Consider the following 18,323-nt stretch of genomic DNA (forward strand, 5'->3'; position numbering starts at 1 on the left):
TAAAATACTACGTAAATTATTATTTTATCTAATGCTTGGAAAAATATTTCATTGTTTATATTTTCGTCATATGAAAATCTATCATCATTAACAATAACCATTAACATTTAGAAAAACCTTTTATCAGACGACGTTATAGACGATTAACAAACTCCTTACCGATAGCGCAAACCTTACATGAAAAACCTACGTCGGGCACCGTTAACAAATGGGGCTTAACTCGAATTTTACATTGTTAATGGGAATTTAACGAAACCGAGGACTACCTTTGCACTGTCAATGAAACAATAGCCTACGCCAACTGACGCGTGTGTTTTAGCCAACGAATCCTATACAAAGACTGCTGATTTTTTCCATCGTCCCTTGAAACACGCTTTGTAAACATTACTGCTTAAATAATTACAAATGAAATTATTCTTCAATGGCATTATGCCAATTGGCATCGCCTTGTCTTTACTTTTCGTATCCTGCGCTAAAGAAAGTACCACGGAAATTATTCCCGCCAACGAAATAGCGGTAAGAGACACGGTTTTTACCATGAACAATAATGTGAACAAAGCGGTAATGCTCGAACTGATAAACGAAGCAAGAGCCAAAGGTTGTAATTGTGGCGGTGTAGAAATGGCCCCGGTTGGCCCGGTCACCTGGAACCTCAAGCTGGAACAGGCGGCCTATCTGCACGCAAAAGAAATGCGCGACAGCAGCTACTTCAGCCACACCGGCGCCAATGGTTCCAATGCCGGTCAGCGTATCACGAATGTGGGTTACAAATGGGCAGCCTATGGCGAAAACCTTGCATTGGGCATTCTCAGCGAACAACAGGTAATGGCCGGCTGGTTAAACAGCCCCACCCACTGCCAGGTGATCATGAATGCGCGCTACAAAGAAATGGGGGTTGCGCTCGTGGGCAACTTCTGGGCGCAGGAATTTGCAGAAGCGAAATAACAGAGACACAGCAATAACATCCAACAGCTTAAGTACATACCTGGAATAACCATGCGGGGCTCCAACGACCAGTGGCGCCAAAGCGGCCTCCCGGCTACCGGAATATCATTAACAATTGCTTGCCAAAGCGTTACAACGATTTTCCATATCCCGGTCGTGAGGTTGATCAGTGAAAGGAGGCTGCTTTAGCGCCACTACGGAGTTCCCGCTTTTTGTAACACGTACATTCGCGTATCTTATTAATAGACCCGCCAAAATCCCGTTAACATCTCTTTAGCAATCCCACCTCTTGACTTTTCATTTCCCGGAATTACCTTTACACCATCAAACACGACCAAGGTCCCCGATTTTAACCCTTTCCTCTGAATACCTCACGTAGTTTTATCCGATCCTGCTTAAGAAAAACCCAGTACCTATTTCGCTATACACTTTAACTGGGAATAATGAAAAATAATGTAATTCGTAATGTTGCTGCCCTGATAACGCTTGTAATCGTTTTTTCAAGCTGTGCGAAAGAGGTGGATTTGTCACCCACCAGGCCTGTGCCAGGTAACGGAGGACAAGAACCTACCGTAACGATCATCGAAAATAAAATCAATAAAGATAGCCTGCTGCTGCTGGTAAACGAAACCCGTGCAAAAGGTTGTAACTGTGGCGGTACACAAATGCCAGCCGTAGGTGCGATTGCCTGGAACGAGCTGCTCGAGTTCGCCGCCGTATCGCATAGCAAAGACATGAGCGACAACAGCTACTTCTCTCACAACAGCCGCAATGGCGATACGCCGGGTAAAAGACTGGATGCTGTTGGCTACCGCTGGAACGCTTATGCCGAAAACATTGCCAAAGGCCCTAAAAATGCCGCAGAAGTAATCGCTGGCTGGATCAAAAGTCCGGAGCATTGCAAAAACCTCATGAACGGTTCCATGAAAGAAATGGGCGTTGGCAGGTATAATGAATACTGGACGCAGGCTTTCGGGGTCATCAACACTAAATAATCAGGGGGCGGGCATCTTTTTCCGCCACATCTTCCAACAAACATAAATAAAGCCTGCCAGGCTGATGCCGAACCAGGTATAAAACAACCCCAGCCTTAAGGGCGTAGATTCAGATGGCACCGCAAACCCCAGGTACAGGCCGAAAAATACATTGATCATCATCAGTATCATGAATAAAAAGATCATACGCATGATCTTGATAAAGTAGAACAGCATTTGTACGTCCGGAGACATTTGCTGTTCTTCTTCTTTCTTATCCTCTTCCTGCGGATGCTCCTGGTTAGTCATATAATTAAGGTAAGCACAATTTTACTAATGCGGCACTATCACCTTTGAAAACATTAAAGTCTACCCGGGCGCGTATCCCGTTCACACGGCCGATGTCGCTATGCTGCCAGAATACCCATTTACGGTTGATGCGAGGCCTATCCTTCTGGTAATAATGCGCCACCCAAAGCGGGTACTTATCGAATTCCGACCCAAGGTACTTTTCATAAAAGTTAACATTGGTATAGATGATCGGTTTAACGCCGTACACCTTTTCCATTTCCTCCAGCCAGATCTTGGCCGTACTTCTGATAACCGCCGGGCTTTGATTATTATGCACCTCTATGTCGAGAACAGGAGGGAGGTCGCCGCTTTCCAATTCCACCACGTTCCTGAAATTGATTGCCTGTTTTAGTGGATCGCGGGTAGCGTAAAAGAAGTGGTAGGCACCACGAATAATACCTGCCTGCCGGGCCTTCACCCAATTTCGTTTGAAGGTGGCATCCTGCCGGGTAATACCCTCGGTCGCTTTCATGAAGGCAAAGGAAATGCGGATATTATCCACCTGCATTTGCTTCACCGCCATCCAGTTAATATCTTTTTGAAACTTGGAGATGTCGATCCCATGAACGGAATAATTAACCGGCATATCAATGCCGAACTCCTCGTACCGCACAAATTCCAGGTCCTGTTGACGGCTTAACCACCACCAGGCGCCCGCAGCCGCCAGGCCTAAAAGCACCAGCAAAATGAAAAAAGACCCGCTGGATTGTTTTTTTCGACTCACAATTATTTGGGTATGATATAGAAATAGACAGCAAGTATAAAGCAATATTTTCTTAAGATATGCACATAACCGCTCAGGTTATCTTATTTTTACCATACAAAGGATTGAACCATGCCCGATTTTAACCTGAATGACGCACTTAATTTCATGTCAAAGTTTACCATCCGCCGCGCCTGGAATGCCGGCAAGGTACTCGGTAGCTTTTATGTGAGCAAAATGCTTAAAAAGCCGGTGCAATGGGGACTTCCCATCTCAATTTCTTTCGAACCCACGACCTCCTGCAACCTGCGTTGCCCGGAATGTCCCAGTGGTTTGAGGGCGTTTACCCGCCCGACGGGCATGCTCGAAAAAGACTTTTTCAGGAAAACGATCGACGAGCTGCATAAGGAGCTCATGTACCTCATTTTCTACTTCCAGGGCGAACCTTACCTCAACCCGGGCTTTTTGGAAATGGTACAATACGCTTCCGGGAAAGGAATTTACACCGCCACCTCCACCAACGCCCACTACCTGACCGACGCTAACGCGAAAAAAACCGTAGAAAGTGGCCTGGACCGCCTCATCATTTCGATTGATGGCACCACGCAGGATGTTTACACGCAATACCGCGTAGGTGGTAACCTCGAAAAAGTGATCCAGGGAGCGAAAAACATCGTGAAGTGGAAAAAGGAGCTGAACTCTAAAAAGCCGTTTGTATTCTTCCAGTTCCTGGTGGTAAAACCGAACGAGCACCAGATCGAGGATATCAAAAAGCTGGCGAAAGAGATAGGGGTGGACGAAGTACGCTTCAAAACCGCGCAGGTGTATGATTATGAAGAAGGTAACCGACTGATCCCGACAATCGATAAATACTCCCGCTACCACCGCAAGGAAGATGGCACCTACGCGATCAAAAACAAACTGGGCAATCATTGCTGGAGGCTTTGGCATTCGCCGGTGATTACCTGGGATGGGCTTGTGGTGCCTTGCTGTTTTGATAAGGATGCGCAACATCGCCTGGGCGATCTGAAGAAAGACTCATTTAAAACCTTGTGGCAAGACGATCAGTACATCCGCTTCCGGACGCAGATCATGAAGGGCCGTAAAAACATTGATATTTGCGCTAACTGTAGTGAAGGAACGAGAGTTTGGGGTTAGCGATCATTACATAAAGATATTCCCGCTGCAATTGGTAACGCCTGCAGCGGGATTATTTTTTATACGCAGTACGAATTATTCATCCCCGGCCTGCGCAGCTTTTTTCTTCTTACGGCGATGACTAAACTTGTTAAACAGCTTTACGCCGAAACGAACGGCTATAAATTCCAGGGCTGTCATTGCAACACTTTTCAACACATTTTTGGAACCGGTGCTCGTCCACGCCATTTGCGCAAACTTACCAACAGCACCAAAAACGCCAGCTTTGTGCAGGCCTGGCATTACGGTGTTCATGGCCATGGACTTGTAGTTCTCCTTGAAATAGTCGACCCGGTATTCCAACTCACCTTCGAGCATACGCTTCCGGTTTTCGAGGCGGGCGATTTCCAGTTCCAGGGAAGCAAAGTCGGTTACTTTTCCTTTGGGCATGTGTAAATGTTTGTCAAACTCTTTCTTTTAGATATTCTCGTGATATTCCTCTTCACGCTCTTCTTCCTTACGCCTTTCCTTTTCTTCTTTTTTCAATTCGATTTCTTCTACCAGCTCTTTTACGAGCAGGTTAGACAAGGGGCGTTGAATTAAACTTTTGCGGAACACCAGGATGAGTAACAACAGAACGATGAACAGTCCGGCCGAGCAGCTAAAGCCCGTGGCGTAACTGTTGGTCAGTTCCCCGATCCAGAAGCCCAGCACCATTCCTAAAAAAACTACCGCAAGGAAAAACAGCAGGAAAGCCATCACCAGGGAAAAAAACAATCCAAGTGCTCTGCTTAACTTTCCTGCTGCCTGTAGCTTAATAAGATCGAGGCGGGTCTCCACATATTCTCTGGCTACCTTTCCTGTTTCCGAAAAGTAATTGCTGAAATTATCTTCCATGCAAATTAATTTTAGGTGCAATTGATGTGTAAACTAACGGATTAAGCGAGTTCGTTCTCAATTGCATCCTCGTATTGTTCTTTCTTTTTTCTGAATTTTTCTTTCAGACGATCAGCCTGTGATTTCAGGTTTTCAACCAGCTCGTCTTTTTTGTCAGAATTGAGGAAATAACCAACAGCAACACCTACTGCTGCGCCAACGATGAAAGTAACAACTGCTTTTGAACTTTTTGCCATGATAGGATGGTTTTAAAAAGTGAATGAATATTTTTTCGGGTTTAATCATACGGGCATTTGGGGCGCCCGGCTGTGGATAAAAGGGATACAAACATTATTCCAGAATTGTTTGCCAGAATTTGTCGCTTTCTCATCATTATCAACCAAAATAAGCCGTGCTTTGGCATGTTTTTTAACCTAATATTCATTCATCCCTATATTTTAAGTAGGTTTGATTCAACACCTCAACACTATGAGCACAATTGACAATGAACGCCTTAAACAGGTGGCCTTTCTCGTTATTATTGTTTTGTTAGGCGCACTGCTGTTTTCCGAATTGTACACATTTTTCCCCGGTTTCCTGGGTGCCGTTACTTTCTACATCCTTGGCCGCAATTATATGTTCCGGCTGGTGGAAGAACGAAAGTGGCCCAAGCCGCTGGCCGCCGCCATGATCATGGTCCTGTCCTTCCTTATCATCCTGCTGCCGGTAGGCACGCTCATTAATATGATGACAGCGAAGATCAAGTACGCGGTAACGCACTCCACAGAATTACTCGCTAATGCACAATCGGTGATCAGCAAACTCGAGCAATCGTCCGGCATCAAGATCATCAGTCCGGAGCGTTTGCAGAAAGGGCAGGAGTACCTGACGAGCATTTTACCGGGTTTCCTGGGTACTGCCTTCAACACACTCACGATTATCGCGATCCTGTATTTCATCCTCTACTTCATGCTCATCAACGCCCGCAAAATGGAGGAATCGCTGTACGAATACATCCCGTTAAAAGATGAGAATGTGATTAAACTGGGCAAAGAAGTACGCAATATGGTGATATCCAATGCCGTAGGCATCCCACTCATCGCTATTATGCAGGGTGCGGTGGCCCTGGCCGGCTATTATATTTTTGGCGTTCCTTCCCCATGGTTCTGGTTTGTAATTACCTGCTTCATGGCCATGGTGCCTGTAGTCGGCGCGGCGGCGGCATTTATTCCCATCAGCTTATACATGTTTACTGAAGACACATGGCGGGGCGTAGGTTTGCTGATCTACGGCCTGGTGGTAATTGGCTCTAGTGACAACGTATTCCGCCTCATGGTAAATAAAAAGATTGGAGATGTGCACCCGATGATCACGATTTTCGGTGTGCTGGTAGGTGTAAGCCTCTTCGGTTTTATCGGACTCATTTTCGGCCCGCTGCTGATCTCCCTGTTTATATTATTGCTGGAAATCTATTCCAATGAATATTTCACCAAAAAGCGCGAGGTTAAAATCGTTAAAACGAGTAACGATAAGCGAAAGATGGTGGAAACGAAAAAGAAAGAAGACTAATCTACCGGTAATAACCGTTCTCCAAAATGTATTGCTGCACGTTATCCGGCACCAGGTACTTGATTGATTTTCCGTCTTTTACATGTTGTCGGATAACCGTGGAGGATATGTCCAACAATGGTGCGTCAAGGATCTTTACACCATACATAGGCTCAATCTCATGCCCCGGCCGACGATAAACGTAAATGGGGTAATGCTGCACGATGTGCATATAATTCTTCCAGCGCGAAATGTTTTGAAAACTATCGCTCCCCATAATGATCGCAAACTCCTGCGTGGGAAACTTCTCTGAAAGATAAGCCAGCGTATCTACCGTATAAGACGGTCGTGGCAAAGAAAATTCAATATTGCTGGCGCGCAAACGCGACTCCCCCTCTACAGCCAGTTCCACCAGGTGAAACCGGTGATGCTCGTTCAACAACGACGACGATGATTTAAGCGGATTATGAGGCGATACCACCAGCCATACTTTATCAAGGTCGGTATTGTAGGCCACATGGTTGGCGATAATCAGGTGACCGGTGTGAATCGGGTTAAACGAGCCGAAATATAAGCCTATCTTCATGCTATACGTTTGCTAGTCTCCGGCAAGTTAGTAATTTACTGATAAACTTACTCCACTGGCTTGAATTGCTCGAACAAGTTGCCGCAACTCTTGCAATAATGCATGGCCCTGCAAAGCGTTGACCCAAAGGGCGATCGCAGATAGGTATCGGTACTGCTGCAGTGCGGGCAAGGGGTGTGAGACATTAATTCCACGTAGCCGTCACCGTTATGCCGCTGGGGCGCCGCCAGACCAAAAGTTCGCAACTTTTCCAAAGCCGCTTCGCTGATTCGGTTACTATTCCAGGTAATTTGTTTGTTAACATTTACCTCCACCGTACAATCCAGCGCCTGCTCCAATACGGTTTTGATATTGTTACGAATGTAATTCACCGCAGGGCACGCCGCGAACGTCGGTATCATGTCCACACGCACATAGCCATCCGCTATCGAGATGTCGGTAATCATTCCGAGTTCGAGTACGTTCAGCACCGGAACTTCCGGGTCCATCACCTGTTCTAAGGCTTTATATACATGGTCTTTTGTGATCATTTCTATGAAATCAGCTTTAATACTACTATCATGCCCCGTTGTCACTCACTTCATCGGCAGCCTTCTCCTCGTCGTTTTCCTTGTCATGGCGAGCGAAGCGCGGCCAGCTTCGTGAGCGTTCTTCGCTGGTTCTGGCCGTGACCCACTGCCTCGAAGACTTAAGCGGAGGTTCGCTTCATTTCATTCGCGATGACGGGAGGGTACCTCCTCGGCAAATTCGTCCTTGCGATCAAAGCGAAGCAATCTTCGTGTGCAGTCTTCACTGTTACTGGCAGCCCCTACTGCACCTGAAACTAAAGCAGAGGTTCGCTTCAGTTCATCCGCTATGACGATGGAAAAAGCGACGCAATTGAAAGTCACACTTCAGTGGATTTTTTGATACTCTGTGTTAAAATAACATCAGCCTGCAAGTTTTATCCGCTTTTTGCCCCCTCTGTAAGACCCGCATCCCTGCTGGATCTTCCTTACATTGTTGCTACATCCTTGCTAAAAGGTTGCTAAGTTGTTGCTGAAACAGGATGTTTTTAGCAAGGATGTAGCAACAATGTAGCAAGGATGTAGCAAGGATCTACAGGGAAGAAACTAGCTGTTCTGATATAATTTTCACCTTTTGGCGCCTTGATTCGAACTAACTACCCGGCAACCTCTCACTATTACCAGGCGGCAGATGGATCTAACCGAATCACCGCACCCATCTCGTCGAGCAGCTGTGCGAGATGCGGTGTATGGAAGCCGTACCGCCCGCCATAAGCCGGCGTTACCGTTTCGGGAGCCGGCATATTAAGCGAACATTTGACCAGCAACGGGTACAGCCTTTCCAGCCATGCTTCCTGCAATTTGTCTTCTCCCGGATAAACACCGGCGGCCACCAGCTCGGCATCGAACTGGGAATGCGCTTCGAACATGCCTAATGCCAGTGGAAAGCAGGTATCCAGCGCGGCCTGCATGCGGGTGTAGCTTTCTTCACCGGCGCGACAAAGCTGCGTAAGCCAGGCATTGGCGTGCAGCGTGTGGTATTTTATCTCGCCCTTCAGTTTTTTGCTGAGGGGACGAAGCACTTCCAGGCTGCTTTGCTCCATGAAGTCGTACCGCAACGCGTCTGCATGATCGAACAGGAAGTGCCGCATCAGGCTGAAATCATATTCGCCAATGGGCAACTCCACCAGGTGACAACAGCGAAACTCATCTTCTGTTCTTATAAATGCGTATTGGTCGGGATTAGGCGCGCCGTACTGCTCGTGCAGAATGCTGTATAACCCCAACGCGTGGCCAATCTTATCCTGCGCCATGGAGGAAAAAGCAATGTCCTCTTCCATCACCGGGCCCAGGCCGGTCCATTCGGAATTGCGGTGTCCAAGGATCAGGGCATCATCCGCCATTTTTGTAAGCAGGTAAGTAATTGCTGTTTGCATGTGCTTTATTTTTCGGTGCGCTGTTGCGCCTTGTACTTGTTAATTTTTTCCATCACCTTAAATCCGCTGGCATCGCGGTAGGTCTTGTCCTGGTTATTGGCGAACATATCTTCATCTTCTACCTCAAAGGCAAGTATATCGGCGCTGCGCACCACCCAAATGTTCACGCAACGCTTACGCCTGCCAAACTGCTCTTTCGCGAAAACCAGTGCCAGTTGCGCACTTGGGGCATGAACGCAACCTACGTGTTCGTGGTGAGCGCCTCGCTTTTCCTGGTGAAAAACTTCGTATACATTCCAATTCTCGCCTTCGTTTACAACTACAGGTTCTGCTGCATCGGAGAGGTGCAGCCGGTTCACACGCGGATCTAATGATTGATTTTCCATAACGTTCTATTATTGCTGGCATCGCCAGTCAGGGGTTTGTTCCTATACTTCTCAACGTGAAATTACTTAACCTCCACCTATCTAACTGACTACGCCACCGGCAGCGCCCGGGCATGCGTACTGTGCATCAATGCGGTACGTACCCATCGGCCGCTTTCTTCTGCCCACTTACGCACCTTTACGCGTTCGGCGTTGCAAGGACCGCCACCGTTGATTACTTTAAAAAACAAGTCCCAGTCCGGGTCGGCGTATTGCCAGCGGCCTGCTTCATCTTTGCGCAGCTGCTCGTCCGGCAACGTTAACCCGAGCTCCCAGATCTTCGGCACATACGCATCCAGGAACTGGTTGCGCATCTCGTCGTTGCTGGCCATTTTCACTTTCCATTGCATGAGCTTTTCGCTATGGACGGAGTTTTTATCCGGCGGGCCAAAAAAGTGCATGATCGGCTGCCACCACCGGTTCAGCGCCTGTTGCACCATGTCGCGTTGCATCGCTGTACCGGTAGCCAGTTCTATAAATGCGTCGTGGCCTTGTTTCAGATGAAAACTTTCTTCGTAACAAATACGCTCTAACGCCCTGCAGTAAGGCCCGTAAGAACCTTTCGCATTCGCCACCTGGTTTACGATCGCTGCCGCATCAATCAAAAAACCAATAACGGTTACATCTGCCCAGGTTTCGGCCGGGTAATTAAAAACGTTCGAGTATTTCGATTTGCCGCTCAGCAGGTCATTGATCATCGCCTCGCGGCGTTTGCCCAATGTTTCGGCAGCGTTATAAAGCAGCTGGCCGTGGCCAACTTCATCCTGCACTTTCGCGATGAGGGCCAGTTTGCGCTTAAAACCCGGAGCGCGGGTAATCCACGTGCCTTCGGGCAGCGCACCCATGATTTCGGAATGCGCGTGTTGCTCGATTAACCGGGTAAGTTGCCTGCGATACTCCGTAGGCATCCAGTCGCCGGGTTCGATCTTGGCGCCCGCTGTAATTCTTGCTTCGAATTGCTGTAATTTTTCGGGATCGTCGTGCAGCTGCTCGTCATGCTGCTGCCGCCTGTTCGGTTCGTCAAATATGTATCCGCCTCCGTACATAGGGAGATTGTTTTGGTTACCCGTAATTTACTGATTTTTACACGGATGCGGATGCCGCCGGACACCGATTTTCGAAACAGGAGAAGATTCTACCACTTTACAGTTGCCCCATCCGCAGGAAATGTTAAAACCGCTGTACGGCATACGTATGCAAAAGAAATAAGCGTTTACAATAACGAGCACGCCCTGTTTATGAGCAAATTTTTATCTTTTTTCGCCTGTTGTGTGCTATCGACCCTCGTTTTTCCTGTAAAAGCCCAGCAGGCCCGCATTCTTAAATTACAATTCGACTATGACGCCCGGCCCAACAGCCCCGCGTCTGACACCGTATTTCACGACGCCCATGTTCCCATAACGATGGCCGAGTTTACAGGCCGCCCCTCGCGCAGCGGGCCCAGCGAAGCGGTGAGTTTTACCAGCTTTTCGTACGATGGCGGCAGCCGCAGGTTTCGGGATACGTTGTTCATCCACCTTCGTTTACAGGTGTTTATGGTGAAAAGTGCGTCCTGGGTGCGCGGCTCTCAATCGATCAGTCACACGCTGGAGCACGAGCAGCTGCACTTCGACATTACCCGCATCGTGGGCGAGCGCTTCCGCAAAAAGGTACTCAGCATGCCGCTGCACCTCGACGATTATGACAGCATCATTCAGTACGAATACCTGGAATCCTTCAGGGAAATGAATAAAATGCAGGAGGAATTTGATCGGGAGACGGGCAGCGGGGTCAATTACGCGGCCCAGGCCCGCTGGAAGCAGAACATCCGCCAAACGCTAACGGAACTGGGCGTGCTCGCAGCCAATTAATCGCATTAAAAATCGTTATATTAACCGAACAACTTGTTTAAGTACAAAATGAAGCCTGCCAAACTCCTTATAATGCTCTGCACGCCGGTGTTACTCGCCTCTTCCTGCAAAAAGAAAGACGATATCGGCAGCGAGAATAACACTTACGTAAACGACTGGATTTACGAAAGCATGAATCATTGGTACTACTGGAACACCAGCATGCCTGCCAGTCCGAACAGGTCCACCGGCACAGAATCCTTCTTCAACAGCCTGCTCAGGAAACCTGACGATCGCTTCTCGTGGATTCAGCGTGACTACCGGGAATTGCTGAATGAGCTGTCTGGCGTTAGTAAAGAGGCTGGCTATGATTTTTCGCTTTTCCTGTATGGCGATAACAAATTGGGCGGACAGGTGCTCTACGTAAAGAAGGGCTCGCCCGCCGAGGCCGCCGGTTTGAAGCGCGGCGACAACTTCTTCAAGGTGAACGGAGCAGCGGTTACTTATACGTCGCAGGCAAGCGCGAACAACCTGGTAGATCAACTTTATAAGGATCATACGCTTAGCATCGGCACTTACAACGCCGCCACCCGCGATTTCGATCTTAAAAAAACCATCCCGTTAACGGTGAAAGAATTTGCTGAACACCCGGTTTACCTCGACACCGTGTATAACATCGGCGGCAAGCGCACGGGTTACTTTGTATATAATTTCTTCAGTCCCGGCCCAACCGAAACCTCCACGGTTTATGACGACGCCGTGGACGCGGCTTTTGCCCGTTTTAAAGCGGCCGGTATCACTAACCTCGTGTTAGACTTCCGTTACAATCCAGGTGGTAATGAAATATCTACGATTAACCTGGCGAGCCTGATCGTAAAAGGAGCTACTACCAACGACGAGTTCTTTCATCGCGAGTACAATGCTAACGTGTTGGAAGAGATCAGGAAGGATGGGGAAGAGGCATTGTTGTCGCGCAAGTTCATTCAAAAGAATGCGGGCATCGGCGCCAACCTTGAAAAGCTCGTTATCATCACCTCCGGCCATACGGCGTCTGCCAGCGAACTGATAATCAACGGCCTTCGCCCTTATATGAACGTAACGCTGATCGGCGATACGACATACGGTAAAAACGTTGGCTCGACAACGTTATACCGCGAAGGCGACCGGCGTAACACCTGGGGACTGCAGCCGATTATTACCAAAGCGTTCAATAAAAACAACCAGTCCGACTACACCAACGGCTTTGCGCCGGATGTTGTGCTGCAGGAAGGTGTGGACCTGAAGCCGCTGGGTGATATCAATGATCCCTTGCTGGCCGCAGCGTTAGGCAAAATCACCAATGGGCGTGTAGCGGCTCCCAAATCCACGAAAGCGACCTTTGAAAGTACGCCTGTTGCCAGCTCTCTAGATAGAAAAGCGTTCTCTTTTCAGTTGATTGAGCCGAGAGCGACGCTGCCATCCGTATTTAAACGATAATTAATTTTTGTCGGCTTCTTTGACCACGTTAAGCACACTTTGCACTGCGTGGTAAAAGAATGATGGGTTGATGTTTGCAAACTCGTCGCTCGGCTTGTGATAGTCCGGATGATCTTCCACGCCGAAGTACAGGAACGGGATCTTCTTTTGAAAAAACTCGTAGTGGTCGCTTTGTTTCGTCCAGTCCTGGTCGCCATCTTCAGGCTTGTCATGGCCCATCTTGAGGCTGATCGCACTTTGTGCGGCGGCGGCTTCCACATACTTTCTTAACTCCGGAAAATGGTGAACGCCTGTAGCATACAGCTCCCGTTTATTGTTATGGCTGATCATGTCCATATTGATATTCAGCACAATTCGTTCTGCCGGCACCGGTAGTTTGGCCACAAACGCTTTAGCGCCCTGCAGGCCCATCTCCTCTGCGTCGAAAGCGGCAAAAATAAGCGTGTGCTGTGGTTGATTCTTTTTGAAATATGCCGCCATAGCCAGTAAACCCGCCACCCCGGATGCATTATCGTCCGCCCCGTTATAAATACTGTCCTGCGCCTCGTTCGGTCTACCTATTCCTACATGGTCGTAGTGCGCCGAAATCACGATCACCTTTTCGCTTTTGCCTGCAATGTAGCCGTAAAGGTTAGTGCCCATCGTTTTAACATTGTTCCGCGAAAAGTAAAATGGCTGCTCGTAGGTATTGTTAAACTGTTGCAGACCGGCCTGCTTAAACCTGTCAAGCAAGTAGAATTGCGCGAGCCGGTTTCCTTTAGTGCCGGTTTTACGACCTTCGAACTTGTTATCCGACAACGTCTTCACATCTTTCATTAATAAAGATGAATCGACATTAGGCGCTTTTTGCGCCATCATTTGCAGTGAGCCGGAGCAGGCGAGCAGTAAGAGAAGTGTTTTCATACGAACGGGCGTTTGCATATTGTTAAATATACAAACGCCCGTTCGATTACGTATAAAAAGAATTAAGCGAAAATGTTGTAGATAACCAGGCTGCAAACGTAGGCGAGCAGCGTCATGTACACGAACTGCACCAATGGGTACGTCCAGCTTTTGGTTTCGCGTTTCACCACTGCCATGGTACTCATACATTGCATCGCGAAAGCGTAAAAGATCATGAGTGACATACCGGTAGCCAGCGTATAAACAGGCGAGCCATCTTTCCAGGTGGCGCCGGCCATCTTTTCGCGAAGAGGCGCGTTATTGCTGTCGTCGTCGGAATCTACACTATAGATAATGGCCATGGTACTTACAAATACTTCCCTGGCGGCGAACGATGAAATTAATGCGATACCGATTTTCCAGTCGAAGCCCAGTGGTTTTACCGCGGGCTCTATTGCATGACCGAGTATCCCTGCATAAGAAGTCGCCATTTTTTCAGAAGCTAATTCATGTTCCAATGCTACTAGCTGAGCTGAATCCTGTGTTTGTTCCATTTTCGCCTCGTACTTAGCGCTCACCTCGTTCATCTTTTTAGTGGGGCCATAAGACATCAGGAACCACAGTACGATGGAGATGACCATGATTACTTTACCGGCATCCGTCACAAATATCTTAGCTTTTTCGACCATGGTGGTGCCAACGTTCTTCCAGCGGGGGGCGCGGTAAACGGGCAGTTCCATAATGAAGTAGCTCTTCTCTTTTATCTTGATGAACACCTTCATGAGTGCGGCGATGAAGATCGCCATGAAGAAGCCGAGCAGGTAAAGGCCCATCATGACCAAACCCGGGAGGTTCAAAATGCCAAGTACTTTAACGTCGGGGATCACCAGCGCAATCATGACTGAATAAATGGGCAGTCGGGCAGAGCAGCTCATGAGGGGAGTAACCATAATGGTGATCAGCCGCTCTTTCCGGTTCTCGATATTACGGGCCGCCATGATGGCCGGTACCGCACAGGCGACGCCGCTGATCAAAGGCATCACTGATTTACCATTCAAGCCCACCTGGCGCATGAGCCGGTCAGTAAGGAAGCTGATGCGGGCCATGTAGCCAGTGTCTTCGAGCAACGTAATCAACCCGAAAAGGATCATGATCTGCGGCACGAAAATTACCACGCCACCTAAACCGGCGATAATACCGTTAATGAGCAGATCGACAATCGTATTATCCGGCAACACGTCGGCGAGCCAGCCTTGCAGGCTGCTTACAGCGCCTTCGATAATATCCATCGGGTAGGAGGCCAGCCAGAAAATACTTTGGAACAACAGGAACATCACTACCAACAGGATCGCATAACCCCAGAAGCGGTGTAGGAGGATGTTATCGATCTTTTCGGTCTGCAGCTTCGTTTCCAGCGGATCTTTTTCAACCACGGTGACGTTCATGATGTGTTTTATGCGCGCATAACGCTGCATAATTTCATCGGCCTGCATCTTGGTTTTGTTAAACTTATACTGATGTAAGCTTTCGGTGATGCGCTGCTTCTGCGACACCTGCAGGAAGGGCAGGTCGCTCACATTCACCGCAATGTGCAGGGCGGCGTAATCGCTCGCACCCGGACATTCCTTTTGCACCGCAGTCAACACATCCGGTGCAAGTGATTTATTATCAATGAAATCGCGCGCTGGCACGCCAAATTTTTGTTGGGCTATCAGTTCAATGTTCTTCTTTAATTCCGGTATTCCCTTATTCTTTCTTGGGTTGATGGCGACCACCGGCACACCTAATTCTCTTTCCAGGCCCTGCAGGTCGATCTCCACGCCCTTTTTACGGGCAATGTCCATCATGGTAAGCCCGATAATGACAGGCTTTTTCAGGTCAATGATCTGGGAACAGAAAAGGAGGTTACGCTTCAGGTTAGCGGCATCAGCAATAATGAGGATAATATCAGGCGCGTCTTTGCTGCTCTGGTCGATCAGCACATCGTAGGTTACAAATTCATCGGCGCTCTTAGGGTAAAGGCTATAGGTACCAGGCAGGTCAATGATGTTGCCTGTCAATTGATCAGATATCTTCGCGATACCGGTTTTTTTATCGACCGTTACACCCGGGAAGTTGCTGACCTTCTGATTTAATCCTGTGAGTGCATTAAAAAGAGAACTCTTACCGCTGTTGGGGTTTCCAACGAGCGCAATGTTAATTGGAACCTGCATCCTTATCTTATCCTCATAGATTTTTAAAGCTGCAAAACTAATCATTAATCGCCCAGCGGAATGCTCGTATCGGGAAAAAACCGGCAGTTTGGGTCTGTAACCGGGTCTTTTATGATCATTTTAACGCTAAAAAGCAAAAAACCACGGTAGATACCGCGGTTTTTATTTCGTCGAAACTAAACTTATTGTGACAAATTATTGCGCTTGTTAATTGCGGTACATCCGAAAAAGGAAGGAGGCCGTTTCCATGGCAACCAGCGTTCCGCGCTGGCTGCGTGAAGGCTCATCGCTGTTATCTACCGGCGTCATGGCAGTAGCATCCGGACGAACGGTGTCTACTTTTGCCGGCTGATCGCGTTTGTAACGATAACGGTTATCTTCGGCGTCCGGCTTCACGGTGTCAGTTTTTTGCTGCTCTCTCCTGACACGTTCCTCTTCATTCCGTTTTTCCTCCTCGACTCTTTTTTCGTCTGCCTTTCTGCGTTCTTCCCGGTTCAGGTTATCGATACCGTCGTGGTCCATACGCAGCTGTACGCGGTCGTTATCTTCGAAGTCGTCCCAGCTGATGCGATCTCCTCTCCAGCGGCCGCGGTCCCAGAAGAACAGGTCGTATGCATCTCTTTCTACTTCCACATTTTTGCCTACCGGTACGCGAATGGTCACTTCTACCTGCTGGCCACGAAAGGTGGAGTTGCGGGGAATGGCAATGCCATTGGGAATGATCAGTACGGAGTCCTGCTGCTTCAGGTCAAAATTGATACGGCTGATGTAGCTTTGGCATCTGCTGTAGAGCCACCGCGGGAGAGCTTTTCCACCGTCACCTGAAAATCAGGCGTTTCGCTCTTCACCAACCGGATGTGGATGCCGTTTACGATCGCGGTATCGTCCGCCACCCGCAAAACGCTGTTGAATACGTGACTGATATCTACTCCGACTAAGTCCTCTTCTGCACGTAGGATGAGTTTATTATTACTTGGTTGCTTCAGGTAAAAAGTTTCCTTTCCGCTGGATACGGGCCCAACGCTAAAGTCGCTTACCACTGCAGACACCAGCCAGATGCAGAAAATCACACCGAGTATCCACATAAAACCGAGGGTCATGCCCGCATATTTGTTGGCCTGCTTTATACCAGTTACCTTTCTCAGTAAGAAAATAACGAGCGAAACGATGGGGACGCCAATGAGCAGTACCACAGTCGGCCAGAATAAAAAGCTTTGAATGCCTTCAGCGAAAATTAACTCCTTCAGTAACAGGGCCTTGGTAAAAAAGGCAAATACTACCAGCGACGAAACGATCGCCAGCAGTACTACCACCGCAAAGAATATAAAGATGCCTTTCGTTACGTACACCAGTATATTGCGCAGTCCGATCAGGAATCCGTTAACGGCGTTACCGGTTTCCCTACCAAACTGTTTTCCGCGGCCCTGGGAAAAATTTTTGAAGTCGTTTCCCATTCCTTCCATGCGGCTTTTGAAGGCGTTCATTTCTTCCTGCACGGTGTTCTTTATATTATTTACATCCACCCGCTCGCCACGCATTTCCAGCTTTTCAGCGGCGGTGAAGGCTTCGGGCGTTGCAATCCATATAATGAAATACACGACAATACCGGTACCAAAGCCGCCGATCGCCAGCAGGGCGAAAACGATACGGAACACCAGGGGATCTATATTGAAGTAAGCGCCCAGGCCACCGCACACACCACCTAACACCTTCGCTTCCGGATCGCGGTAAAAACGTTTACGCGGACGAGCGAACATATAAGGATCTGCGCCGGGTTGCGTCTGCTTAGCAGAATCGTTGCCTGTATTGGCTTTCGTATCTTCGTCGAACTGCTCCGGCGTACCCATGGAAGCTTTTACCTCCTGCACGTCCACATCGGTAATGCAATGGGCGCCTTTGCGCATTTTGTCCTGGAAGATTTCCGCAATACGGCTTTCAATGTCGCTTACGATCTCATCTGCGCCGTCCTCCTGAGAAAAGTATCGCTTCAGGCTGTCGAGATACTGTCGCAGTATCTCGTAGGCGCTATCCTCTATGGGTATCAGGCGGGAGGAGAGGTTTATATTGATGATCTTTTTCATTTCGAAAGGTGATTTAGGTTTTAGGTCTGCTGACTTTATTCGGATGGAGGATTTTGTGTTAATTGATGAACCGCGTTCGCCAGTTCGTTCCATGTGTTTTCAAGGTCTTTATAGAAAGCTTCCCCTTTGTCGGTCATGGAAAAGTACTTGCGGGGCGGGCCGGAGCTGCTTTCTACCCATCGGTAGGTAAGGAACTCAGCGTTCTTGAGCCTGGTGAGCAATGGGTATAAGGTCCCTTCAAGAATATCCAGCTTCGCCTCTTTCATCTTTTCAATAATGTCTGAAGGATAAGCCTCGCCTTGCTTAATGATAGACAGGATGCAAAATTCGAGCACCCCTTCCTCATTTGTGATTG

The 18,323-nt window shown here is 48.3% G+C and carries 21 protein-coding genes and 1 pseudogene; 6 read left to right on the plus strand and 16 right to left on the minus strand.

What is annotated here, in order from left to right:
• The first annotated feature begins 405 nt into the window (after nt 1-405).
• Both MKQ68_RS22210 and MKQ68_RS22215 read left to right on the plus strand, forming a co-directional pair.
• Nucleotides 406-945 carry a CAP domain-containing protein gene (locus MKQ68_RS22210; RefSeq protein WP_264280998.1) on the plus strand — a complete coding sequence of 180 codons (540 nt, stop codon included), beginning with the start codon at nt 406-408 and terminating at the stop codon, nt 943-945.
• A 443-nt stretch (nt 946-1,388) separates the two neighbouring features.
• A complete protein-coding gene (locus MKQ68_RS22215; protein WP_264280999.1) occupies nt 1,389-1,940 on the plus strand; it encodes a CAP domain-containing protein in 552 nt (183 codons plus the stop codon).
• Here MKQ68_RS22215 and MKQ68_RS22220 read toward each other — a convergent pair whose 3' ends face one another.
• Both MKQ68_RS22220 and MKQ68_RS22225 read right to left on the minus strand, forming a co-directional pair.
• Complete coding sequence (locus tag MKQ68_RS22220) at nt 1,941-2,228, minus strand: hypothetical protein (RefSeq protein ID WP_264281000.1); 288 nt, start codon at nt 2,226-2,228, stop codon at nt 1,941-1,943.
• A gap of 4 nt (nt 2,229-2,232) precedes the next feature.
• Complete coding sequence (locus tag MKQ68_RS22225; RefSeq protein WP_264281001.1) at nt 2,233-2,994, minus strand: glycoside hydrolase family 25 protein; 762 nt, start codon at nt 2,992-2,994, stop codon at nt 2,233-2,235.
• A gap of 111 nt (nt 2,995-3,105) precedes the next feature.
• Between MKQ68_RS22225 and MKQ68_RS22230 the strand changes: the two genes are divergently transcribed.
• Entirely contained in the window at nt 3,106-4,131 is a 1,026-nt protein-coding gene (locus tag MKQ68_RS22230; RefSeq protein WP_264281002.1) for an SPASM domain-containing protein, read from the plus strand.
• Between the two features lie 75 nt (nt 4,132-4,206).
• Here the strand turns inward: MKQ68_RS22230 and MKQ68_RS22235 are convergent, their stop codons facing one another.
• From MKQ68_RS22235 to MKQ68_RS22245, 3 genes are read right to left on the minus strand one after another with little or no spacing between them, the layout of a single operon-like run.
• Entirely contained in the window at nt 4,207-4,560 is a 354-nt protein-coding gene (locus MKQ68_RS22235) for a hypothetical protein (protein ID WP_264281003.1), read from the minus strand.
• A 27-nt stretch (nt 4,561-4,587) separates the two neighbouring features.
• Nucleotides 4,588-5,007: a phage holin family protein gene (locus MKQ68_RS22240; RefSeq protein ID WP_264281004.1), complete on the minus strand. Its 420-nt coding sequence runs from the start codon at nt 5,005-5,007 to the stop codon at nt 4,588-4,590.
• Between the two features lie 41 nt (nt 5,008-5,048).
• A complete protein-coding gene (locus MKQ68_RS22245; RefSeq protein ID WP_264281005.1) occupies nt 5,049-5,243 on the minus strand; it encodes a YtxH domain-containing protein in 195 nt (64 codons plus the stop codon).
• 232 nt (nt 5,244-5,475) lie between these two features.
• Here MKQ68_RS22245 and MKQ68_RS22250 point away from each other — a divergent pair, with 232 nt between their 5' ends.
• Nucleotides 5,476-6,555 (plus strand): AI-2E family transporter, encoded by a 1,080-nt coding sequence (locus MKQ68_RS22250; RefSeq protein ID WP_264281006.1) that lies wholly within the window; start codon nt 5,476-5,478, stop codon nt 6,553-6,555.
• Nucleotide 6,556: 1 nt separating this feature from the next.
• Here MKQ68_RS22250 and nadD read toward each other — a convergent pair whose 3' ends face one another.
• The 5 genes from nadD to paaA form a co-directional block, all read right to left on the minus strand.
• Nucleotides 6,557-7,120 (minus strand): nicotinate (nicotinamide) nucleotide adenylyltransferase, encoded by a 564-nt coding sequence (nadD, locus tag MKQ68_RS22255; protein WP_264281007.1) that lies wholly within the window; start codon nt 7,118-7,120, stop codon nt 6,557-6,559.
• Nucleotides 7,121-7,167: 47 nt separating this feature from the next.
• Nucleotides 7,168-7,650, minus strand: a complete 483-nt coding sequence (paaD, locus tag MKQ68_RS22260; RefSeq protein WP_264281008.1) for a 1,2-phenylacetyl-CoA epoxidase subunit PaaD — start codon at nt 7,648-7,650, stop codon at nt 7,168-7,170.
• 653 nt (nt 7,651-8,303) lie between these two features.
• Entirely contained in the window at nt 8,304-9,062 is a 759-nt protein-coding gene (gene paaC, locus MKQ68_RS22265; protein ID WP_264281009.1) for a 1,2-phenylacetyl-CoA epoxidase subunit PaaC, read from the minus strand.
• Nucleotides 9,063-9,067: 5 nt separating this feature from the next.
• Nucleotides 9,068-9,448, minus strand: coding sequence for a hypothetical protein (locus tag MKQ68_RS22270; RefSeq protein WP_264281010.1), 381 nt, complete (start codon nt 9,446-9,448; stop codon nt 9,068-9,070).
• A gap of 89 nt (nt 9,449-9,537) precedes the next feature.
• Complete coding sequence (paaA, locus tag MKQ68_RS22275) at nt 9,538-10,533, minus strand: 1,2-phenylacetyl-CoA epoxidase subunit PaaA (protein WP_264281011.1); 996 nt, start codon at nt 10,531-10,533, stop codon at nt 9,538-9,540.
• Nucleotides 10,534-10,725: 192 nt separating this feature from the next.
• Between paaA and MKQ68_RS22280 the strand changes: the two genes are divergently transcribed.
• Entirely contained in the window at nt 10,726-11,337 is a 612-nt protein-coding gene (locus MKQ68_RS22280; RefSeq protein ID WP_264281012.1) for a hypothetical protein, read from the plus strand.
• Nucleotides 11,338-11,370: 33 nt separating this feature from the next.
• On the plus strand, nt 11,371-12,792 hold the full coding sequence (locus tag MKQ68_RS22285; protein ID WP_264281013.1) for a S41 family peptidase: 1,422 nt from the start codon (nt 11,371-11,373) through the stop codon (nt 12,790-12,792).
• On the opposite strand, the gene MKQ68_RS22290 is transcribed toward MKQ68_RS22285, so the two are convergent.
• The 6 genes and pseudogenes from MKQ68_RS22290 to MKQ68_RS22310 form a co-directional block, all read right to left on the minus strand.
• Nucleotides 12,793-13,695 carry a M20/M25/M40 family metallo-hydrolase gene (locus MKQ68_RS22290; protein ID WP_264281014.1) on the minus strand — a complete coding sequence of 301 codons (903 nt, stop codon included), beginning with the start codon at nt 13,693-13,695 and terminating at the stop codon, nt 12,793-12,795.
• A 62-nt stretch (nt 13,696-13,757) separates the two neighbouring features.
• Nucleotides 13,758-15,887 carry a ferrous iron transport protein B gene (gene feoB / locus MKQ68_RS22295; RefSeq protein ID WP_264281015.1) on the minus strand — a complete coding sequence of 710 codons (2,130 nt, stop codon included), beginning with the start codon at nt 15,885-15,887 and terminating at the stop codon, nt 13,758-13,760.
• Nucleotides 15,888-16,094: 207 nt separating this feature from the next.
• Nucleotides 16,095-16,550: a hypothetical protein gene (locus MKQ68_RS22300; RefSeq protein WP_264281016.1), complete on the minus strand. Its 456-nt coding sequence runs from the start codon at nt 16,548-16,550 to the stop codon at nt 16,095-16,097.
• Nucleotides 16,551-16,556: 6 nt separating this feature from the next.
• Nucleotides 16,557-16,655 (minus strand): annotated as a pseudogene (locus tag MKQ68_RS25990) (hypothetical protein); the annotation flags it as partial.
• Nucleotides 16,631-17,968 (minus strand): PspC domain-containing protein, encoded by a 1,338-nt coding sequence (locus tag MKQ68_RS22305; RefSeq protein ID WP_264281017.1) that lies wholly within the window; start codon nt 17,966-17,968, stop codon nt 16,631-16,633. The gene MKQ68_RS22305 and the pseudogene MKQ68_RS25990, both read right to left, overlap by 25 nt.
• 35 nt (nt 17,969-18,003) lie before the next feature.
• Nucleotides 18,004-18,303, minus strand: coding sequence for a PadR family transcriptional regulator (locus MKQ68_RS22310; protein WP_244836421.1), 300 nt, complete (start codon nt 18,301-18,303; stop codon nt 18,004-18,006).
• Nucleotides 18,304-18,323: the final 20 nt, after the last annotated feature.

The sequence above is a fragment of the Chitinophaga horti genome, assembly GCF_022867795.2.
Lineage (GTDB): Bacteria > Bacteroidota > Bacteroidia > Chitinophagales > Chitinophagaceae > Chitinophaga > Chitinophaga horti.